The organism is Pandoraea pulmonicola (assembly GCF_000815105.2).
In the GTDB taxonomy this organism is placed as follows: Bacteria; Pseudomonadota; Gammaproteobacteria; order Burkholderiales; family Burkholderiaceae; genus Pandoraea; species Pandoraea pulmonicola.
The window spans coordinates 3,792,744-3,810,749 of sequence record NZ_CP010310.2; the positions used below are offsets into that span (position 1 = coordinate 3,792,744).

12 protein-coding genes and 5 tRNA genes are annotated in these 18,006 nt (G+C 61.4%); 4 read left to right on the plus strand and 13 right to left on the minus strand.

Features of this window, described 5'->3' with window-relative positions; translation table 11 throughout:
- Window positions 1-27 precede the first annotated feature (27 nt).
- A complete protein-coding gene (locus tag RO07_RS16160) occupies window positions 28-1,221 on the plus strand; it encodes an agmatine deiminase family protein (RefSeq protein WP_237171272.1) in 1,194 nt (397 codons plus the stop codon).
- Between the two features lie 215 nt (window positions 1,222-1,436).
- Here the strand turns inward: RO07_RS16160 and RO07_RS16165 are convergent, their stop codons facing one another.
- Window positions 1,437-1,652, minus strand: a complete 216-nt coding sequence (locus RO07_RS16165; protein ID WP_039412366.1) for a hypothetical protein — start codon at window positions 1,650-1,652, stop codon at window positions 1,437-1,439.
- Window positions 1,653-2,276: 624 nt separating this feature from the next.
- Here RO07_RS16165 and RO07_RS16170 point away from each other — a divergent pair.
- A complete protein-coding gene (locus RO07_RS16170; protein ID WP_115089100.1) occupies window positions 2,277-4,040 on the plus strand; it encodes a hypothetical protein in 1,764 nt (587 codons plus the stop codon).
- A gap of 185 nt (window positions 4,041-4,225) precedes the next feature.
- Window positions 4,226-5,005 carry an IS1595 family transposase gene (locus RO07_RS16175; protein WP_425325271.1) on the plus strand — a complete coding sequence of 260 codons (780 nt, stop codon included), beginning with the start codon at window positions 4,226-4,228 and terminating at the stop codon, window positions 5,003-5,005.
- Window positions 5,006-5,107: 102 nt separating this feature from the next.
- Here the strand turns inward: RO07_RS16175 and RO07_RS16180 are convergent, their stop codons facing one another.
- From RO07_RS16180 to RO07_RS16230, 10 genes are all read right to left on the minus strand, one after another.
- A complete protein-coding gene (locus tag RO07_RS16180) occupies window positions 5,108-6,154 on the minus strand; it encodes an IS481 family transposase (protein WP_039412372.1) in 1,047 nt (348 codons plus the stop codon).
- A 242-nt stretch (window positions 6,155-6,396) separates the two neighbouring features.
- Window positions 6,397-6,475: transfer RNA gene (locus RO07_RS16185), tRNA-Ile, on the minus strand.
- Between the two features lie 3 nt (window positions 6,476-6,478).
- Window positions 6,479-6,555 (minus strand) — tRNA-Arg (locus tag RO07_RS16190).
- 3 nt (window positions 6,556-6,558) lie between these two features.
- Window positions 6,559-6,646 (minus strand) — tRNA-Ser (locus tag RO07_RS16195).
- 4 nt (window positions 6,647-6,650) lie between these two features.
- Window positions 6,651-6,724: transfer RNA gene (locus RO07_RS16200), tRNA-Gly, on the minus strand.
- Between the two features lie 310 nt (window positions 6,725-7,034).
- Window positions 7,035-7,110 (minus strand) — tRNA-Ile (locus tag RO07_RS16205).
- 28 nt (window positions 7,111-7,138) lie between these two features.
- Window positions 7,139-9,775, minus strand: coding sequence for an RNA polymerase sigma factor RpoD (gene rpoD, locus RO07_RS16210; protein ID WP_084072648.1), 2,637 nt, complete (start codon window positions 9,773-9,775; stop codon window positions 7,139-7,141).
- A 63-nt stretch (window positions 9,776-9,838) separates the two neighbouring features.
- A complete protein-coding gene (dnaG, locus tag RO07_RS16220; RefSeq protein ID WP_039412379.1) occupies window positions 9,839-11,722 on the minus strand; it encodes a DNA primase in 1,884 nt (627 codons plus the stop codon).
- A gap of 69 nt (window positions 11,723-11,791) precedes the next feature.
- Complete coding sequence (locus RO07_RS16225) at window positions 11,792-12,238, minus strand: GatB/YqeY domain-containing protein (RefSeq protein WP_039412381.1); 447 nt, start codon at window positions 12,236-12,238, stop codon at window positions 11,792-11,794.
- 367 nt (window positions 12,239-12,605) lie between these two features.
- Window positions 12,606-13,856: a BaiN/RdsA family NAD(P)/FAD-dependent oxidoreductase gene (locus RO07_RS16230; protein ID WP_039415790.1), complete on the minus strand. Its 1,251-nt coding sequence runs from the start codon at window positions 13,854-13,856 to the stop codon at window positions 12,606-12,608.
- 90 nt (window positions 13,857-13,946) lie between these two features.
- Between RO07_RS16230 and tsaD the strand changes: the two genes are divergently transcribed.
- Window positions 13,947-14,978: a tRNA (adenosine(37)-N6)-threonylcarbamoyltransferase complex transferase subunit TsaD gene (gene tsaD, locus RO07_RS16235; protein WP_039412383.1), complete on the plus strand. Its 1,032-nt coding sequence runs from the start codon at window positions 13,947-13,949 to the stop codon at window positions 14,976-14,978.
- An 84-nt stretch (window positions 14,979-15,062) separates the two neighbouring features.
- On the opposite strand, the gene folE2 is transcribed toward tsaD, so the two are convergent.
- Together folE2 and dxs are read right to left on the minus strand one after the other, a co-directional pair.
- Window positions 15,063-15,872 carry a GTP cyclohydrolase FolE2 gene (gene folE2 / locus RO07_RS16240; RefSeq protein ID WP_039412387.1) on the minus strand — a complete coding sequence of 270 codons (810 nt, stop codon included), beginning with the start codon at window positions 15,870-15,872 and terminating at the stop codon, window positions 15,063-15,065.
- 199 nt (window positions 15,873-16,071) lie between these two features.
- Window positions 16,072-17,985 (minus strand): 1-deoxy-D-xylulose-5-phosphate synthase, encoded by a 1,914-nt coding sequence (gene dxs, locus RO07_RS16245; protein ID WP_039412390.1) that lies wholly within the window; start codon window positions 17,983-17,985, stop codon window positions 16,072-16,074.
- Window positions 17,986-18,006 lie beyond the last annotated feature (21 nt).

Sequence of the window (18,006 nt, forward strand, 5' to 3'; positions counted from 1 at the left end):
GCGCGAATTGCCTGACCGCCGACGCACATGCGGTCGCTGGCGACATCATTCGGTGCGGCATCCAGCAAGAGAATCGGGTCGGTGGAAGCAAGGCGAGGGTTTATGAGAATTGGTCTTAAGGCGTCGGTGGCCGCGTGGCTCGCGGGAGCGCGGGACCACGGATTTGCGGACAGCGCCCTGTCGGTCGAGGGCATTGATCACGGCGCGACGGGATGGGTCATGCCGGACGAAGGTGCACCTCATGCGGCGACGTGGATGGCGTTCGGGCCAAGCGAGGATCTCTGGGGGCGTCGCCTGCAAGCGGCTGCGCAGGACGATCTCGCTCGCGTCGCCAAAACCATCGGCGGCTTCGAGCCGGTCAACATGCTCGTGCGCGAGGAGGACTACGAGATCGCGCAGAGCAAATGCGGCGACGCGGTGAATCTGATCGTTCAGCCTGTCGACGATATCTGGATGCGCGATACGGGGCCGGTATTCGTCCGCTCACACGGCGGTGGCGACACCCACGCCAAGGGTGGCATCGATTTCAATTTCAACGGCTGGGGTGACAAGCAGGAACACGGGCACGATGCGGCCGTGGCACGCTCCGTCGCGCAAGCAGCGGGCATTCGGCAAGTCAGTACGCGATTGGTACTCGAAGGCGGCGCGCTCGAAGTCGATGGCGACGGGACAGCCATCCTCACCGAGAGTTGCGTGCTGAACCCCAATCGCAATCCGGGCGTGAGCAAGTCGGCGTGTGAAGCGGCATTGAGGCACCTGCTCGGCCTGCGCAAGATCATCTGGCTGCCAGGCGTCATGGGTAAGGACATTACCGACGGGCACACCGATTTCTACGCGCGCTTCGTGCGACCGGGTGTCGTGGTCGTGCATCTGGACGATGACACGGCCTCTTACGATTACGCCGTTACGCGACGTCATCTCGACATCCTCCGTCAGGCGACGGACGCCGCCGGCCGCAAGCTGCAAATCGTTGTACTGCCAGCGCCGAACAGCGTGCGCGTGGCGTATGAATCGGACGGCTTTGCCGCCGGATACGTCAACTTTTACGTGTGCAATGGCGGGGTGATCGCACCGCAATTCGGCGACCGTCGAACGGACCGCAACACGCGCGACAAACTGCGCGACCTCTTCCCCGGCCGCGAGATCGTGCAAGTCGACATTGACGGCATCGCCGCCGCCGGCGGCGGAATTCATTGCACGACGCAGCAGCAACCTGTTTGATTCGCCGCGCCTGCCCGACAAAAATCCCTTGACGTCACGACGTCGCCGTCAAGGGATTTCTTACTTCATGGGTAGGCCGTGCTGGATTCGAGCCAGCGAGAAACGGGTTCTGATCGGAATTTCTTCTGCTCGGAATCAAAGTACTCAGTGCGATATAAAGCGTCATCGCCCTCGAAACGATATCCGCCGTCAGTCAAACTCGCTTTCGCTCCGCTTTATGCGAAAGCCGCGCGGCGGAGCCTCTCCTTTTGCTCCACCTCCTTCGCAAACTCTGTTTTGAGCGCGGCAATCTCCAGCTTTGTATCTGCGAGTTGCATATTGAGTTCTGCAACAAGCATGCTGAATTCGGCATCCTGCAGCTTTTTCGTGAGCGCACGAAGCTTGGCGGCAATATCGAGCGCTGTTTGAATACCCGCCATCACCTCTGCCATTCGACCCCCTCATCGATATCCGAACTATTCTGTTCGGTTTATAGGCGCCGATTTTCAGTCAGTCAACAAATTAATTACTTCGGACCAATTACTCTGGACGGCAGCCAGAATTTTCAGCAGCGTAGTCGATTTTCGAAATGCGTAATCTTCTCAAACTACAATTGCGAGGTGCAAAAGAGCGATTTATGCAAGTGCGGATGGCACCGCCTCGGTGACAATGAAAATATATGCGCTGTGCCGCCGGTAATTAGGAGCACGTCGCAAACAAAAAAACTACCGTGAGAAAAATACATGTATCCCGTTTTCGGTGCCGGGGCCTCGCCCTCTCACCCTTCCGTGACGACCTCAACGTCCGCCCGGCCTGCGACACCAACATCAACGCAACCAAACTCATTTGGCACCAGCGTACGTGAAGTGCGTCAGGTTGGTGGATTGTTCTATCCGCCCTCGAGTTTGGGCCAACTCCTGCCCCCCCTCAGAATGGGCGCCGGATCATCCCCGGAAAACGTGAACCAATGGACATCAACTTCGACACAGCCGACTACCGTTGGGGGCGACGTATACTGGGTGTACCAGACAGATCAAACCTGTAAGCAAACGGAGCAGCGTGCTCATACCGGAACTGTGAACGCCTTTCTGTACTTCCTCCAACAACCGCCGTCCCCCGGAACATCGCAGCAATTGGACAGGTTTGAGACTATTCAAAAGAACTTCGAGCAACACCTTGAAACGCCAATGCTGATACCCGAGGGGGTGCTGATGTACATGCATGGCGCACCGGAGCAGCGGGCCAATGTCGGCGCGTCAGTCGGCGCACTGCCGGGCCCGGACCAACGGCCGTCCTCCCTCGCAACACCGGACCTGCTGGCCTTGGGGCTGTTCAGTCCAACGCCGCATGCCAATATCGAGGCGTTGATCGATGGACCGTCGGGTTCGGTCCAACAACCGCCCCTCCACGGAGGAGCGCGCGCAGGGCAAAAGCGGGCAGCGCCCCCACATGCAGATGGCGGGGGAGAGGCTGATTTGCCTCCTGCAAGAAAAATCTCACGCAGAAGGATAAGCGTCGAGACCTTGCGGGCGCTGCGTGACGCGCTGGCCCTGAACAGGAGGCTCAACGTGGCAGCGTGGGCGCGAATGAACGATCTTAATGTTCAAACAATAACGGGCTATGTCTACCAAGGTGAGCTGACGCCGGAAGCACGAAATCGATTGGATCGGGGCGACGAGAAAACGCCGCGCCGTAGGAAGGTGGTGAACGTGGATGTCCTGCGAGCGCTGCGTGACGCGCTGGCCCTCGACCGCGGGCTCAACGTGGCGGAGTGGGCGCGAGCGAACCACCTTCACCCTCGGACGATGAAGAACTATGTATTTGAAGGCGCGCTGACACAGGAGGCACAGCATCGGTTGGAGCGGGGTGGCGTGAAAACGCCGCACCGTAGGAAGGTGGGGAGGGACGACCTGCGGGCGCTGCGTGACGCGCTGGCCCTGAACAAGGGGCTCAACGTGGCAGCGTGGGCGCGAATGAACGGCCTTCAGCCCCGGACAGTACAGAGTTATGTCTTTGAAGGCGCGCTGTTGCCGAGGGTAGAAAATCAGTTGGATCTGGCGGGCGGGAAAGCGCCGAGCCATAGGAAAGTGGGAGTGGATGTCCTGCGGGCGCTGCGTGACGCGCTGGCCCTCGACCGCGAGCTCAACGTGGCGGAGTGGGCGCGAGAGCGCCACTATCATTCCCGGACAATCGAGAATTATGTACATAACGGCGCGCTGACGCCGGAGGCGCAGAGTCGGCTGGATCCGGTCGACGGAAAAGCGCCGCGCCTCAGGAACATGGAAACGAGCGACTTGCGAAATTTGCGTGATGCCCTGGCCCTCGACTCCGACCTTGACGTGACGGCGTGGGCGCATGCGAACCACCTTCATGCTCGAACAGTGAAGAATAATGTGCTCGAAGGCAAGCTGACGCCGGAGGCACAGAAGCGGTTGGATCCGCGCCGAGCCATGGAAAAGCGGAGGGTGGACGTCCTGCAGGCGCTAAGTGACGCGCTGTCCCTCGACCCCGGGCTTAACGTGGCAGAGTGGGCACGAGAGAACGACCTTCACCCCCGGACAATAGTCCACAATGTGTCCAACGGCGCATTGACGCCGGAGGCACAGAACCAGTTGGATGTGGCCAACGGAAAACCGAGGCGCTTTAGGTGGGTGGGGGCGGACGACTTACGGAACCTGGATGCCGCACTGGCCGTCGACCGCGGCTTAAACGTCGTAAAGTGGGCGTGGGCCCATGGTTTGAATGGGCACACGATAAGAGCGTTCGTGCGAAATGGCAAGCTGACGCCCGAGGCACGGAAAAGGTTGCAGAATGCCGGCAGGCAAGCCGTGGCGACGTAGACCGAAGCTCAGGGCGAAAAAATGCCCGCCACAAAGGGCTGGCATCTTCAAAGAACGCGCGGAAAGCCGCGTGGATATTGGTAGGCCGTGCTGGGTTCGAACCAGCGGCCAAGAGATTATGAATCTTACTGCCTAGAAATAGGTAATTCCCACCCAAACCGGACCAGAGTTACCCTGGTCCGACGATGAAACGATGTCCTGAGTGTTCCGCGAGCAGGCCCTACAAACTGTCCGATGGACGGCTCAAGTGCCGTGCCTGCGGCAAGCGATTCAGTTGGACCTCTGTTTGGGATTCGGTGCGTCTGAGCAGTCGCGAGAAGACGCGCTTGCTGGAGTTGTTTGTACTGGGAGTGCCGGTGTATCGGCAGCGTTTTGATCGGTCGGTCAGCGCCAAATCGCGCGAGCGTTTCTACCGGCTAGTCCGTGCCTGCATGGCTCAGCAGGAGCAGTTGCGTGAGCCGTTCGCCGGAGCCCTGGAATGCGACGAAACCACGTTTGGCGGGGCTCGGCACGGCAAACGGGGCTGGGGGGCTGCGGGCAAGGTGGTGGTCTTCGGCATTGTGAAACGCAACGGCGAAGTGAAGGCCGCGCCGATTGCCCAGCACGACCAAGCTGCCATCATGGAGCAGATCCAAGCTCACACCCGCGAGGGTTCGCTGTACTACACCGATGCTTGGCAGGCCTATGCCACCTTGAGGTTACGAGGCGGGCATGTCGTGGTGCGCAAGGAGAAGGGCAAGCCAGTTGGCAGGGACCATATCAACGGCATCGAAGGCTTCTGGAGCTACGCCAAGAATTGGCTCTATCCGTACCGCGGCGTACCCAGCAAATTCTTCCATCTTTATTTGGCTGAAACGTGCTACCGATTCAACCACCGAGATGAGGACCTGACACCCTTGCTGCGTAAGCTTATGCAGGCAACTCCTACCCTTGAAATTCAACCCATTTTGGTCCGGTCTGGGTAGGAATTACCTAGAAATAAGCAAAAGAGAAAACGCAGTCATATCAATGATTTGTAGAAGTCGCGACCCGATCTGACAGTTACCCGTTTTGACGGTGCGCGACTGTCAGATCAGATTCGAATCAGTGATTTTCTCTTTCCACGCCTCCTTTCCCGCGATCAGAGTTTGGAGCGGAGTCCGACCACAGCACATCTTACCTTGGTGGGTTCGCTCGCAGTTGTAGTAGGCCAGCCATGCATCGAGATCCGTCTGCAACTCGTCGAGCGAGAGATAAAGCTTGCGCCGGAACGCGACTTGATAGAACTCTTGCAGGATGGTTTTGTGGAAGCGTTCGCAGATGCCGTTCGTCTGGGGATGTCGCGTCTTGGTCCTGGTGTGCTCAATGTCGATCAAAGCCAGATATAGCTGGTAGTCGTGCGCTTCGGGTTTGCCGCAATACTCTGTGCCTCGGTCGGTCAGCATGCGGATGACGCCCATGCCGTGCTCCTCGAAGCACGGCAACACCCGGTCGTTCAACAGATCCGCGGCGGTGATCGGCGTCTTGGTGGTGTACAGCTTGGCTATGGCCACCTTACTGTAGGTGTCGACAAAGGTCTGCTGGTAGATCCGGCCAACACCTTTGATGGTTCCGACGTAGAAGGTATCCTGCGATCCCAGATAGCCGGGGTGGGCGGTTTCGATTTCGCCGTGGGCCAGATCGTCGTCCTGCTTTCTCTCCAACACGCTCACGTGGGCATCGGTCAGAACGATGCCTCGTTCGGCAACGAGCTTTTCCAGGGCCGAGAGCCGCTGCTTGAAGGACGATAGATCGTTGCGCAGCCAAATCGACCGAACACCCGATGGCGACACGAAAATGCCGCGCTGGCGCAGTTCGTTGCTGGCGCGCACCTGACCGTGCGCAGGTTGCTCGGTGGCATAGTCCAGAACCGCCACTTCCGTCGCTTGTTCAACTCGGTTCTTCGGGTTTGGCTTACGTCGGTTGCTCTCGAACAGGGCTTCGACGCCGCCTTCGGCCACTGCGTTCTGGTAGCGATAGAACGTGTCTCGCGACAGGCCCTCCACCTTGCAGGCTTTCGATACGTTGCCCAACTCGGTGGCCAGATTCAGCAGCCAGATCTTGTGGCGAATGACATTTTGGTTGAGACTACTCATGGGGTTACTCCTTGGCGCTTGCGCGCTGTCTTGATGAAGATTCGCACCTCTATCAAAACGGGTAACCCCACCTCTTGGCAAGACCTTACTGTCAGATCAAGTCTGAACTTCTACACGGCGGAGGCGCATGGGCGACAGTTGAGGCCAACACAATGCCGACTACCACAAGCTTTCCGCGCATATTTCTCCATCGAACGTCCGGCTAGCTCGACCCGCAGCCTAGAACGAATAAACGAATGGGTTGGTGGGCCTCCCGCGAGTCGAACGCGGCACCAACGAATTATGAGTTCGCTGCTCTAACCAGGCATGAGCTAGAGGCCCGTATGGTGAGACGTGCTGGAATCGAACCAGCGACCTACAGCTTAGAAGGCTGTTGCTCTATCCATCTGAGCTAACGTCCCGGCTGGCGGAAGCGGTGAGATTCGAACTCACGGACAGTTGCCCATCGCTGGTTTTCAAGACCAGTGCCTTAAACCGCTCGGCCACGCTTCCATACTGGAGCGGGTGAAGGGAATCGAACCCTCGTCATAAGCTTGGAAGGCTTCTGCTCTACCATTGAGCTACACTCGCATAGGAGTCCAGTATTCTCCCGCCGTGCAATGCCAGCCTCAATCGGAATGTTCTTAGTTTCCGCGTCCAGTCACAGCGTCGTAGCCGCGCTCGCAGGCCAGTCCTGCTATGTGAGCAACGTCAGCGACTTTGGTTGATGGCTTGCAGAAGCGTGTGGTGGCGAGCCCACCCTCATGCAGTTGCGCTTCACTTCCTCACTGTGACCAGCTTGTCGCGGGACTTGCACCCGCAGGAGTGCGTCCATGCTGGGCGCACAAAGAAAAACGCCGCTGGTCAGAGCGGCGTAAAGTGTTGAAACAAAAACGTTTTTTGGTAGGCCGTGCTGGGTTCGAACCAGCGACCAAGGGATTATGAGTCCCCTGCTCTAACCGCTGAGCTAACGGCCCGGAACGACTGGCGCTCGCTCAGCGGCAATCAATTGCCTTCGAGGAACGACTTGAGCTTGTCGGAACGGCTCGGGTGACGCAGCTTGCGCAGCGCCTTGGCTTCGATCTGACGAATACGCTCACGCGTCACGTCAAACTGCTTGCCCACTTCCTCGAGCGTGTGGTCCGTGCTCATTTCGATACCGAAACGCATGCGCAGCACCTTGGCCTCACGCGGCGTCAGCGAATCGAGCACGTCCTTCACGACGTCGCGCATACTACCATGCAATGCGGCGTCGGCAGGAGCTACCGTGCCAGTATCTTCGATGAAATCTCCCAAATGTGAATCGTCGTCGTCACCGATCGGCGTTTCCATGGAGATCGGCTCCTTCGCGATCTTCATGATCTTGCGGATCTTGTCCTCCGGCATCTCCATCTTCTCGGCCAGCGTCGCCGGATCCGGCTCGACACCGGTCTCCTGCAGAATCTGACGCGAAATCCGGTTCATCTTGTTGATCGTCTCGATCATGTGCACCGGAATACGGATGGTACGCGCCTGGTCCGCGATCGAACGCGTGATGGCCTGACGGATCCACCACGTCGCGTACGTCGAGAACTTGTAACCACGACGGTATTCGAACTTGTCCACCGCCTTCATCAAGCCGATGTTGCCCTCCTGGATCAGATCCAGGAACTGCAGGCCACGGTTCGTGTACTTCTTCGCAATCGAAATCACCAGACGCAGGTTCGCTTCGGTCATCTCGCGCTTGGCCTTGCGGGCACGACGCTCGCCTTCCGACATCTTGCGGTTGACGTCCTTCAACTCGGCCAACGGCAACACCACGCGCGCCTGCAGATCGATCAGCTTCTGCTGCAGCTCCTGCACGGCCGGCACGTTGCGCTCGACCACCGAGCTGTACGCCTTGTTATCGGCCACAACCGTGTAGATCCAGTCGAGATTGGTTTCGTTGCCCGGGAAGCGCGACACGAAATCCGCACGGGGCATACCGCACTTGTCGACCACGATGTTCAGGATCGCACGCTCGATATTGCGCACTTCGTCCACCTGCGAACGCAGCGTGTCGCACAGACGCTCGACCGTACGCGCCGTGAAGCGGATCGTCATCAGCTCCGCCTGGATCGACTCGCCAGCCTTCACATACGGCTTCGACTGATAGCCTTCCTTCTCGAACGCACGACGCATCTTGCCGAACCAGTCGGCGATCACGGCGAACTTGGCGAGCGAATCACGCTTGAGCTGCTCGACCTGCGCTGCCGAAGCACCGCCGCCGCTGCCGCTGCTGTCATCTTCCTCGTCGCCTTCTTCCTCTTCCTCGGCTTCCTCTTCGGCGTCAGCGTCGAAGTCCTCGTCGTCGGAAGATCCGGCGGCCGCTTCGGTCTCCGCATTCGGATCGATCAGGCCGTCGACCACCTCGTCGATGCGCATTTCCTCACGCTCGACCTTCTCGGCCATCGCCAGAATCTCGGCAATCGTCGTCGGGCACGCGGAAATGGCTTGCACCATGTGCTTCAAGCCTTCCTCGATGCGCTTGGCGATCTCGATTTCACCCTCACGCGTAAGCAGCTCGACCGTGCCCATCTCACGCATGTACATACGCACCGGGTCGGTCGTGCGGCCAAACTCGGAATCGACTGTCGACAGCGCCGCTTCGGCCTCTTCCTCGACTTCATCGTCCGACGCGGCATTCGGCGCGTTGTCGTTGAGCAGCAGCGTTTCGGCATCGGGCGCCCGCTCGTACACGGCAATGCCCATGTCGTTGAACGTGCCGATCACGCCCTCGATCGCCTCGCTCTCCACCAACTCGTCGGGCAAGTGGTCGTTGATCTCTGCGAAGGTGAGGAAGCCACGTTCCTTGCCCAGCTTGATCAGTGCCTTCAGTTTGCCGCGACGCTCCTCAAGTTCCTCGGCCGTACCGGGCTGGTGCGAGGAAAATGCGTCCTTGAGCAGTGCTTTCTCTTTTGCCCGGCGATCACGCGCCTTCTGCTTTTCCACTTTGGTCTGATCTTCGTTCACGGGTTGATCACTAGTATTCGCTGCGACGTTCTGCTCCGCCGAAGCGGCGGTCTTCGCGGCCCGACCACGCGTCTTTTGGACGGATGGCTCAACGGTTGCCGGCGCGACCTCCACAGCCTCGGTTTTGCGTGAGACCCCGGTCTTGCGTGGGGCCTGCGTCGCAGGCGTACTACGGCCCGCCTGGCTCGAAGCCTTGGCGGTAGTTGCGCTCTTCGCGCTTTTTTCAGCGGGTTGTCGGGCCTGCGGTTTCCCGCCTGCCGTCGCCTTGGTGGCCGATACTGCCTTCGTCCCCTTGACGGGCGGCTCGGACTTCACCGTCGGCTTGACCGCCTTCGCAGTCCCCACCTTCGCGGCGGTCGCACTCGCACGCTTGGTGACATCGGTCACCTTCGCAGCCGTCTTGCCGGTCGTCTTCGATTTTGCGCCGGCGGCTGCCTTTACTTGCGTCGTCGTAGTACGTTTCGCCGAACTTGCCTGGCTGGCCGTTTTCTTGGTGGCTTGCGCAACCTTGCCGGCCTTCGCTTCAACGCCAGCCTTCGCAGAGCGAGACGCCCCCCTCCCACCGGACGCCGCCGCCGCGCTCGCCGCGCGCTTTGCCTTCGGTACAGGGATAACCGTCTTTTTTCCGCTGGTCGTTGTCATCTTTGCCATAGCGATCTCGCTTGCCAGAAAACAGCCCACTGAAAACTTTTCATTATAGCACGCGGGCTTACCTCAACTTCGCGCGCCTCCCGTGCCGGCCGTAGCCAGCAATCGCTTCAACTCGTCGCGTTGCCGCGACAGCGCCTGTGCATGGCGCAATTCCTCGGACGTCAGTGACGGCCGCTTGAAAATCGTCTCCAGCTCTTCGCACAACCCGTCGTACTGCAGGCGCCGAATGGCGCTGCGCAGTTCGGTAAGCCGCAACGTAATCTGTTCTTCTCGCCGCTCGATCTGGGCCTCGTCGGCCGGATCGAACAACAGCAAATCGCGGGCGTTTTCCTCAAACGACAGGATCTCTCGCAGAATGTCGTCGAAACTCGCCCAATTCGGCGATGACCGCAGTCGATCGGACATGAAGCGAAAATCCGCCTGCGCGCCCATTTCATGACAATGCGCCAGCACCTCCGAGAAAATCTCGGCGTGATGTCGCACGTTCTGCAATATCTTGGTCTCTTCCTCGGTCAATTCGTTTCCGAGCACCGGGAACATGAGCAAGTTCTGCAACGCCCGATGTTCCGTGCCGACCACCCGGCGCTTTTCGCGCTTCGCAGGCGCCTTATCCCAGGGATTCTGGCGGCGCGCAGCGCTGATCTGCAACTCGCACAACTCCGCGACTTCCTCGACCGTACTTCCCACCCGCTCGGCCAGGGCGTGAAGAATCTGGCCACGCAGCGCGTTCGCCGGCATCTGCTGCAGCAACGGCTTGGCCTCGAACAGCGCACGCGCCCGGCCCTCGGGCTGATGCATTTCCTTGCCGGCCGTCACCTCGCCAATCAGAAACTGCGACATTGGCATGGCACGCGCCACTTCGTCGGCGAAGGCCTGCGTACCGTGCTCGCGCACGTAACTGTCCGGATCGTGCTCGCTCGGCAAAAACAGAAACTTGAAACTCCGGTTGTCATCGGCATGCGGCAGACACGCTTCGAGGGCGCGGCGCGCCGCACGGCGCCCGGCCGCATCGCCGTCGAAGCTGAACACCACCGTCTCGGTCTGGCGCAACAGCTTCTGGACATGCATCGGCGTGCACGCGGTACCGAGCGTCGCTACGGCCTGCGGGAAGCCAAGCTGGGCCAGCGCGACGACATCCATATAGCCTTCGACCACCAGCACATAGCCTGCGTCGCGAATCCCGACTCGCGCCTCGAACAGACCGTAAAGCTCACTGCCCTTGCTGAAGAGCGGTGTCTCCGGCGAGTTCAGATATTTCGGCTCCCCCTTGTCCAGCACCCGTCCGCCAAAGGCGATCACCTGCCCCTTGGTATTGCGGATCGGGAACATGATCCGGTCGCGGAAGCGATCGTAACGGCGTTTCGTGCCGCCCGCCTCGCCCTTGTCGCTTTCGATGACCAGGCCTGCTTCGAGCAGTTGATCGTCACGGTAATTCGGGAACGCCGCTTCCAGGTTCTGCCACGCATCCGGGGCAAATCCCAGACCGAAATGCGCAGCGATTTCACCCGTCAGCCCACGTCGCTTCAAATAATCGATGGCCGCCGGCGCCCCGCGCAACTGCTTGCGGTAGTAATCGCAAGCGCGCGTCATGACGTCGACCAGACCGAGGGTCTGGGCACGCTGGGCGGCGGCGGGCGGCGCGCCCGGCAGCGGCGCTTCACGCGGCACGTCCAGCCCTACGTTGCGGGCCAACTCCTCGACAGCTTCAACAAATCCGAGTCCGGCATGCTCCATCAGAAAGCTGATCGCGCTGCCGTGCGCGCCGCACCCGAAGCAGTGATAGAACTGCTTGGTGGGACTTACCGTAAATGAGGGCGACTTCTCATTATGAAAGGGGCACAGCCCCATGAAGTTCGCCCCGCCCTTCTTCAACTGCACATAACGACCCACCACCTCGACAATATCGACGCGGTTGAGCAAATCCTGCAGAAATGACTGGGGAATCACTGGATCGATGCCATCGCAACGCGGAGGCGCACCGTCGCACGCGCGACAGGCGCCGGCCGCACTACCGGATTACGCAGCCAACGCCGCCTTCACTTGCGCGGACACGGCCGTCATGTCGGCCCGGCCGGCCAACTGGCTCTTGAGCACGCCCATCACCTTGCCCATGTCCTGCGGACCGGCAGCTCCCGTCTGAGCCACGGCAGCCTTGACTGCCTGCGCGACCTCGTCCGCCGAGAGCTGTTGCGGCATGTAGACCTGGAGGACGACGAGCTCGGCGGCCTCCTTGTCGGCCAGATCCTGACGGCCGGCGGCCTCGAACTGACTGATGGAATCCTTGCGTTGTTTGATCAGCTTGTCGACGATGGCAACGGTAGCCGCGTCATCGAGAGTGATGCGCTCGTCAACTTCCTTTTGCTTGATTGCCGCGAGCAGCAACCGAATGGTCCCCAGTTTGTCGGCGGCTTTGGCACGCATGGCCGTCTTCATGTCTTCGTTGATGCGTTCTTTAAGACTCATGAGCAGGGATTCCGGAATTCGAGTACGTTTCAGTGTAGTGCATGCCGCCCCAAAGAAAAGGACGACCGGCATGTGACCTGCGCCTCCCGCGTACGCAGCCGATACACCGGCGCCAGAGCGCTCGGGCGCAAAAAGCACAAAAACCCGCTTGACGAATACGCTCACGCGCGCGATCACAAGCGGGTTCGCTGGAGACTGGGGCGCTCCCCGGACCGCACGACGACGCCGGCAATGCGGGGGAAAATCCGCGGAAATCATGCCAGCCCGGATCCGAACGCGTCCCGAAAACAACCCAAAACGCCAAAAAGTGCAATTTTTTCGCCGTCTCCACGAAGGGGAGAGCCTACCATAGCGTGCCAGCAACCGTCTATGACAGCGCGTCGCCCCTCGCCCGCTCCGCCCGTACGCTTTCGGACATCGCCTGGGCACAGGCCACCGCCGATGCCCAGGCCCACTGGAAGTTGTAGCCACCAAGCCAGCCCGTCACGTCGACGACCTCGCCGATGAAGTGCAGCCCCGGCTGCGCGCGCGCTTCGAGCGTGGCGGACGACAGGGCTCGCGTATCCACACCGCCACGCGTGACCTCCGCCTTGCGCCAGCCTTCCGAGCCGCAAGGTTTGAGCGTCCAGCTGGAAAATGCCTGGGCGAGCGCGCGCAGCACCTTGTCCGACAATTCCTGCACGCGCACCTGGGGCAAGAGCCCACCGTTGGCGACCCAGGCGTCGGCCAGCCTTGCCGGCACCCACTGCGCCAGCAGATTGCCCAACTGACGCTTCGATGTCGCCTTCGCCTCGAGGAGTGCCGCCTCGATGTCCGACGTCGGCGCCAGGTTCAGCGTGATGGGCTGGCCGGGCATCCAGAAACTCGAGATCTGCAGAATGGCTGGGCCGGACAGCCCCCGGTGCGTGAAAAGCAGGTCTTCGAGAAAGTTGCCTGCTTCCTTGCCCTTCCCTGTGCTCACGTCGACTTCGAGCGACAGCCCCGAGAGGCCCGCAAACGGCGCCCATGTCGAGGCGTCGAACATCAGCGGCACCAGCGCCGGACGCGGCTCGACGATGCTCAGCCCGAATTGACGCGCGATCCGGTAGCCCCAGTCCGTCGCCCCGATCTTGGGAATCGACAGGCCGCCGGTCGCGATGACCAAGCGTTTTGCGGCGATATGCCCCGCATCTGTCGTCAAATGATAGGGATGCGCCCCGCCCGCCGTGGTATGAACGACGGTGTGCACGGCGCACGGCATGCGCCAGTGGACATGGCCCGCCGCACACTCCTTGCGGAGCATTTCGATGATGTCTTCCGCACTCTCGTCGCAGAAGAGCTGACCACGATGCTTCTCGTGCCACGCAATGCGGTGACGGGCCAGCAGATCAAGGAAGTCGCGCGGCGTATAGCGGGCCAGCGCGGAGCGGCAAAAACGCGGGTTCTCGGACAGATAGTTGGCCGGCCCGGCGTTGATATTGGTGAAATTGCAGCGTCCGCCGCCGGAGATTCGAATCTTCTCGGCCAGACGCGTGGCGTGATCGATGAGCACCACGCGCAGCCCGAGCTGCCCGGCCACGGCCGCGCACATCAGGCCGGCCGCACCGGCGCCCACAATCGCTACATCGAACTTTTCCATGGCGCGCATTGTAACCGGCGGGTGACGGGGCCGACTGGTATACTTCCCGGTTGTCCCATTCATTGACGCTGCGCGTATCCCTCCCCCGCCATGCTGGTTCTAGGCATTGAAAGCTCCTGCGACGAAACCGGACTCGCCCTGTACGACACGGAGGCGGGCCTGCTCTCGCACGCGCTGCATTCGCAGATCGCCATGCACCGCGAGTACGGCGGCGTCGTGCCCGAACTGGCCTCGCGCGACCACATCCGTCGCGCCCTGCCGCTCGCCGAGGAGGTGCTCGCCCAGGCGGGCAAGCCGCTCAGCGCCGTCGACGCCATCGCCTACACCCAGGGCCCCGGACTCGCCGGCGCGCTCCTCGTGGGCGCGAGCATTGCGAACGCCCTGGCATTCGCACTCGACCGCCCGGTCGTCGGCGTGCATCACCTCGAGGGCCACTTGCTCTCCCCGCTACTCGCGCCGGATGCCCCCGACTTCCCCTTCGTCGCCCTCCTGGTTTCCGGCGGACATACGCAATTGATGGAAGTGCGGGCGTTCGGTCGGTACGCAATGCTCGGCGAAACGCTCGACGACGCCGCCGGCGAGGCCTTCGACAAAACGGCCAAGCTGTTGGGGCTCGGCTATCCGGGCGGGCCGGCCGTCTCGCGCCTGGCCGACTTCGGTACGCCCGGGCGCTACGACTTGCCGCGCCCGATGAAACACTCGGGCAATCTCGACTTCAGCTTCAGCGGCTTGAAGACGGCCGTGCTCACGCAGGTGCGCCACCTCGGCGGCAATGTCTGCGAGCAGGAAAAGGCAGACCTCGCACGCGGGTTCGTCGACGCCATTGTCGACGTGCTCGTCGCCAAATCGATGGCCGCCCTCAAGCAAACCGGCATGAAAACGCTGGTCGTGGCGGGCGGCGTCGGCGCCAACGCTCAATTGCGCGCCGGGCTGAACGAAGCGGCGCGCCGCCGCGGCTATCGTGTGCACTACCCGGACCTTGCGTTCTGCACCGATAACGGGGCCATGATTGCGTTCGCGGGCGCCATGCGCCTCAAGCACTGGCCGGACGAAGCCGACAGCGAATACGCGTACACCGTGCGGCCGCGCTGGGATCTTGCCGATATCGTGCGCGAGGCCTGACACCCGCACCGCGATCCTTGGGTCGTCCATTGATAAAAAAACCGCTCCTCGGAGCGGTTTTTTGATTCTCGTGCACCCGCACTATCAGGCAGCCAGGCGCTTGTCGCGCTCAATCACGGCGTAGGCGCTGTGGTTGTGAATCGATTCGAAGTTCTCGGCCTGCAGCAAGTACGCCACAACACGCGACTCGTGGTTCAGACGCGTGGCGACGTCGCGCACGAGGTCTTCCACGAACTTCGGATTCTCGTAGGCGCGCTCGGTCACGAATTTCTCGTCCGGACGCTTGAGCAGCCCCCACAGTTCGCAAGAGGCCTCTTCTTCTGCCATCCGCACAAGTTCTTCGACGGCGATGTCCTCCGAGACTTCCGCATCGATCGTGATGTGCGAGCGCTGGTTGTGCGCGCCGTACTGCGAGATCTTCTTCGAGCACGGGCACAGGCTCGTGACCGGCACGAGCACCTTGAGCCACACGCGCGTGACACCGTCGCGCACGTCACCGGTAAGCGTCACCTCGTAGTCGAGCAGGCTTTGCACGCCCGAGACCGGCGCCGTCTTGTTGATGAAGTACGGGAACGTCACCTCGATGCGGCCAGCCTCGGCTTCGAGCTTCTGGAGCATGTCGCCGAGCATGGCGCGGAACGCGGCCATGTCGAGCGGCGCACGATGCGCTTCGAGCAACGCGACGAAGCGCGACATATGCGTGCCCTTCTGGTCGGCAGGCAGATGCACATCGAGATTGAACAGGCCCACGGTGGCCTGCACGTCGCCACCGGCCAGGCGCACCGACAGCGGATGACGCACACCGCGCACACCAACACGCTGAATCGGGATCTGCCGCGTGTCGACGCTGCTCTGCACGTCCGGCATTACGAAAGCGGGGTTCATCTGGTTCATCGAATTATCCTTCTTTGCCGGCAAGCCGACTGGGGGAGGCAATGGGCAAACGTATCCGATGCACGGCTCGCGAGGCTCAGGCCAGTGTCATCGGGAACATGCCGGAGAACCCCGGCACGGAATGAAAATGACGCACTTCAAAATGAAAACGATCCGGCGTGCGAGCCGGATCGTTCGAATGTCGAGGACTGCCGGACGCTCAGGCGACGAGTTTCGTGGCCTTCTGCGCGCCCTCGCCCTGCGCCACCGGCTGCAGGTCGAAGCGTGTGCAGATCGACTTCGCAATGCCCGCCGCATCAAGGCCGACCGACGCCAGCAACAATGCCGGGTCGCCGTGATCGATGAAGCAATCGGGCAGGCCCAATTGTAGTACGGGGCGAGTAACCCCACCGGCGAGCAGGGATTCCGCAACGGCGGAGCCTGCGCCGCCCATAATGCAGCCCTCTTCGACCGTCACGAGGTAGTCGTGCGTTTGCGCCAGACGCGCGATCAATTCGTCGTCGATCGGCTTGACGAAGCGCATGTCCGCCACGGTGGCGTCCAGCTGTTCCGCGGCGGCGAGCGCCGGGGCCACCATGCTGCCGAACGCCAGAATCGCCACCCGACGCCCGGCTTCGGCACGACCTTCGCGACGCACGACGCCCTTGCCGATCGGCAGCGCAGTCATCGTCTGCTCGATGGCCGCGCCGGTACCGGCGCCACGCGGATAGCGCACGGCCGACGGTCCGTCGATCTGCACGCCCGTGTAAAGCATCTGGCGACATTCGTTTTCATCCGACGGCGCCATCACGACCATGTTCGGGATGCAACGCAGATAAGCCACGTCGTACGCGCCCGCGTGCGTGGCACCGTCGGCGCCGACGAGCCCCGAGCGATCGAGCGCGAAGAGGACAGGCAGGTTCTGCAGCGCCACGTCGTGAATCAGTTGATCGTAGCCGCGCTGCAGGAACGTCGAATAGATCGCCACGACCGGCTTGAGCCCTTCGGTCGCCATGCCGCCGGCGAACGTCACGGCGTGCTGCTCGGCGATGCCGACGTCGTAGTAACGCTCGGGGAAACGCTTTTCGAACTCGACCATGCCAGAGCCTTCGCGCATCGCCGGCGTGATGCCGACCACACGCTCGTCGGCCGCCGCCATGTCGCATAGCCAGTCACCGAACACTTGCGTGTACGTCTTCTTGCTGCTCGTGCTCGGCTTGATGCCTTCGGCCGGATTGAACTTGCCCGGACCGTGGTACAGCACCGGATCGGCTTCCGCCAGCTTGTAGCCGTAACCCTTGCGCGTGACCACGTGCAGGAATTGCGGCCCCTTCAGATTCTTGATGTTCTCGAGCGTCGGAATCAGCGAATCAAGGTCGTGACCGTCGATCGGGCCGATGTAGTTGAAGCCGAACTCCTCGAACATCGTGGCCGGCACGACCATGCCCTTGGCGTGTTCCTCGAATTTGCGCGCCAGCTCCAGCATCGGCGGCGCCACGCTCAGCACCTTCTCCACGCCCTTCTTCGCCGCCGCGTAGAAACGCCCGGACATCAGGCGCGCCAGATAGCGGTTGAGCGCGCCGACCGGCGGCGAGATCGACATGTCGTTGTCGTTCAGGATGACGAGCAGCGGCACGTCTTCATGGACGCCGGCGTTGTTCATCGCTTCGAAGGCCATGCCGGCGGTCATTGCACCATCGCCGATCACGGCGATGCCGAAGCGGTTCTCGCCCTTCGTCCGTGCGCCGAGCGCCATGCCGAGCGCCGCGGAAATCGACGTGCTCGAGTGCGCCGTGCCGAACGTGTCGTACGGCGATTCATCGCGCTTCGGGAAGCCCGAGATGCCGCCGAGTTGACGCAGCGTGGCCATCGCCTCGCGGCGGCCGGTCAGGATCTTGTGCGGATAGCTTTGATGCCCCACATCCCAGACGATGCGATCTTCCGGCGTGTTGAACACGTAATGCAACGCGATCGTCAACTCGACCGTGCCGAGATTGGACGACAGGTGCCCGCCAGTGCGCGATACGCTCTCGAGCACGAAAGCGCGCAGCTCTTCGGCCAACGGCGCAAGTTGGCGACGCTCCAGACGCCGCAACGCAGCCGGGTCATCGATGGTATTTAACAGTTCGTACATCGTCGTTCCATATATAGGCGT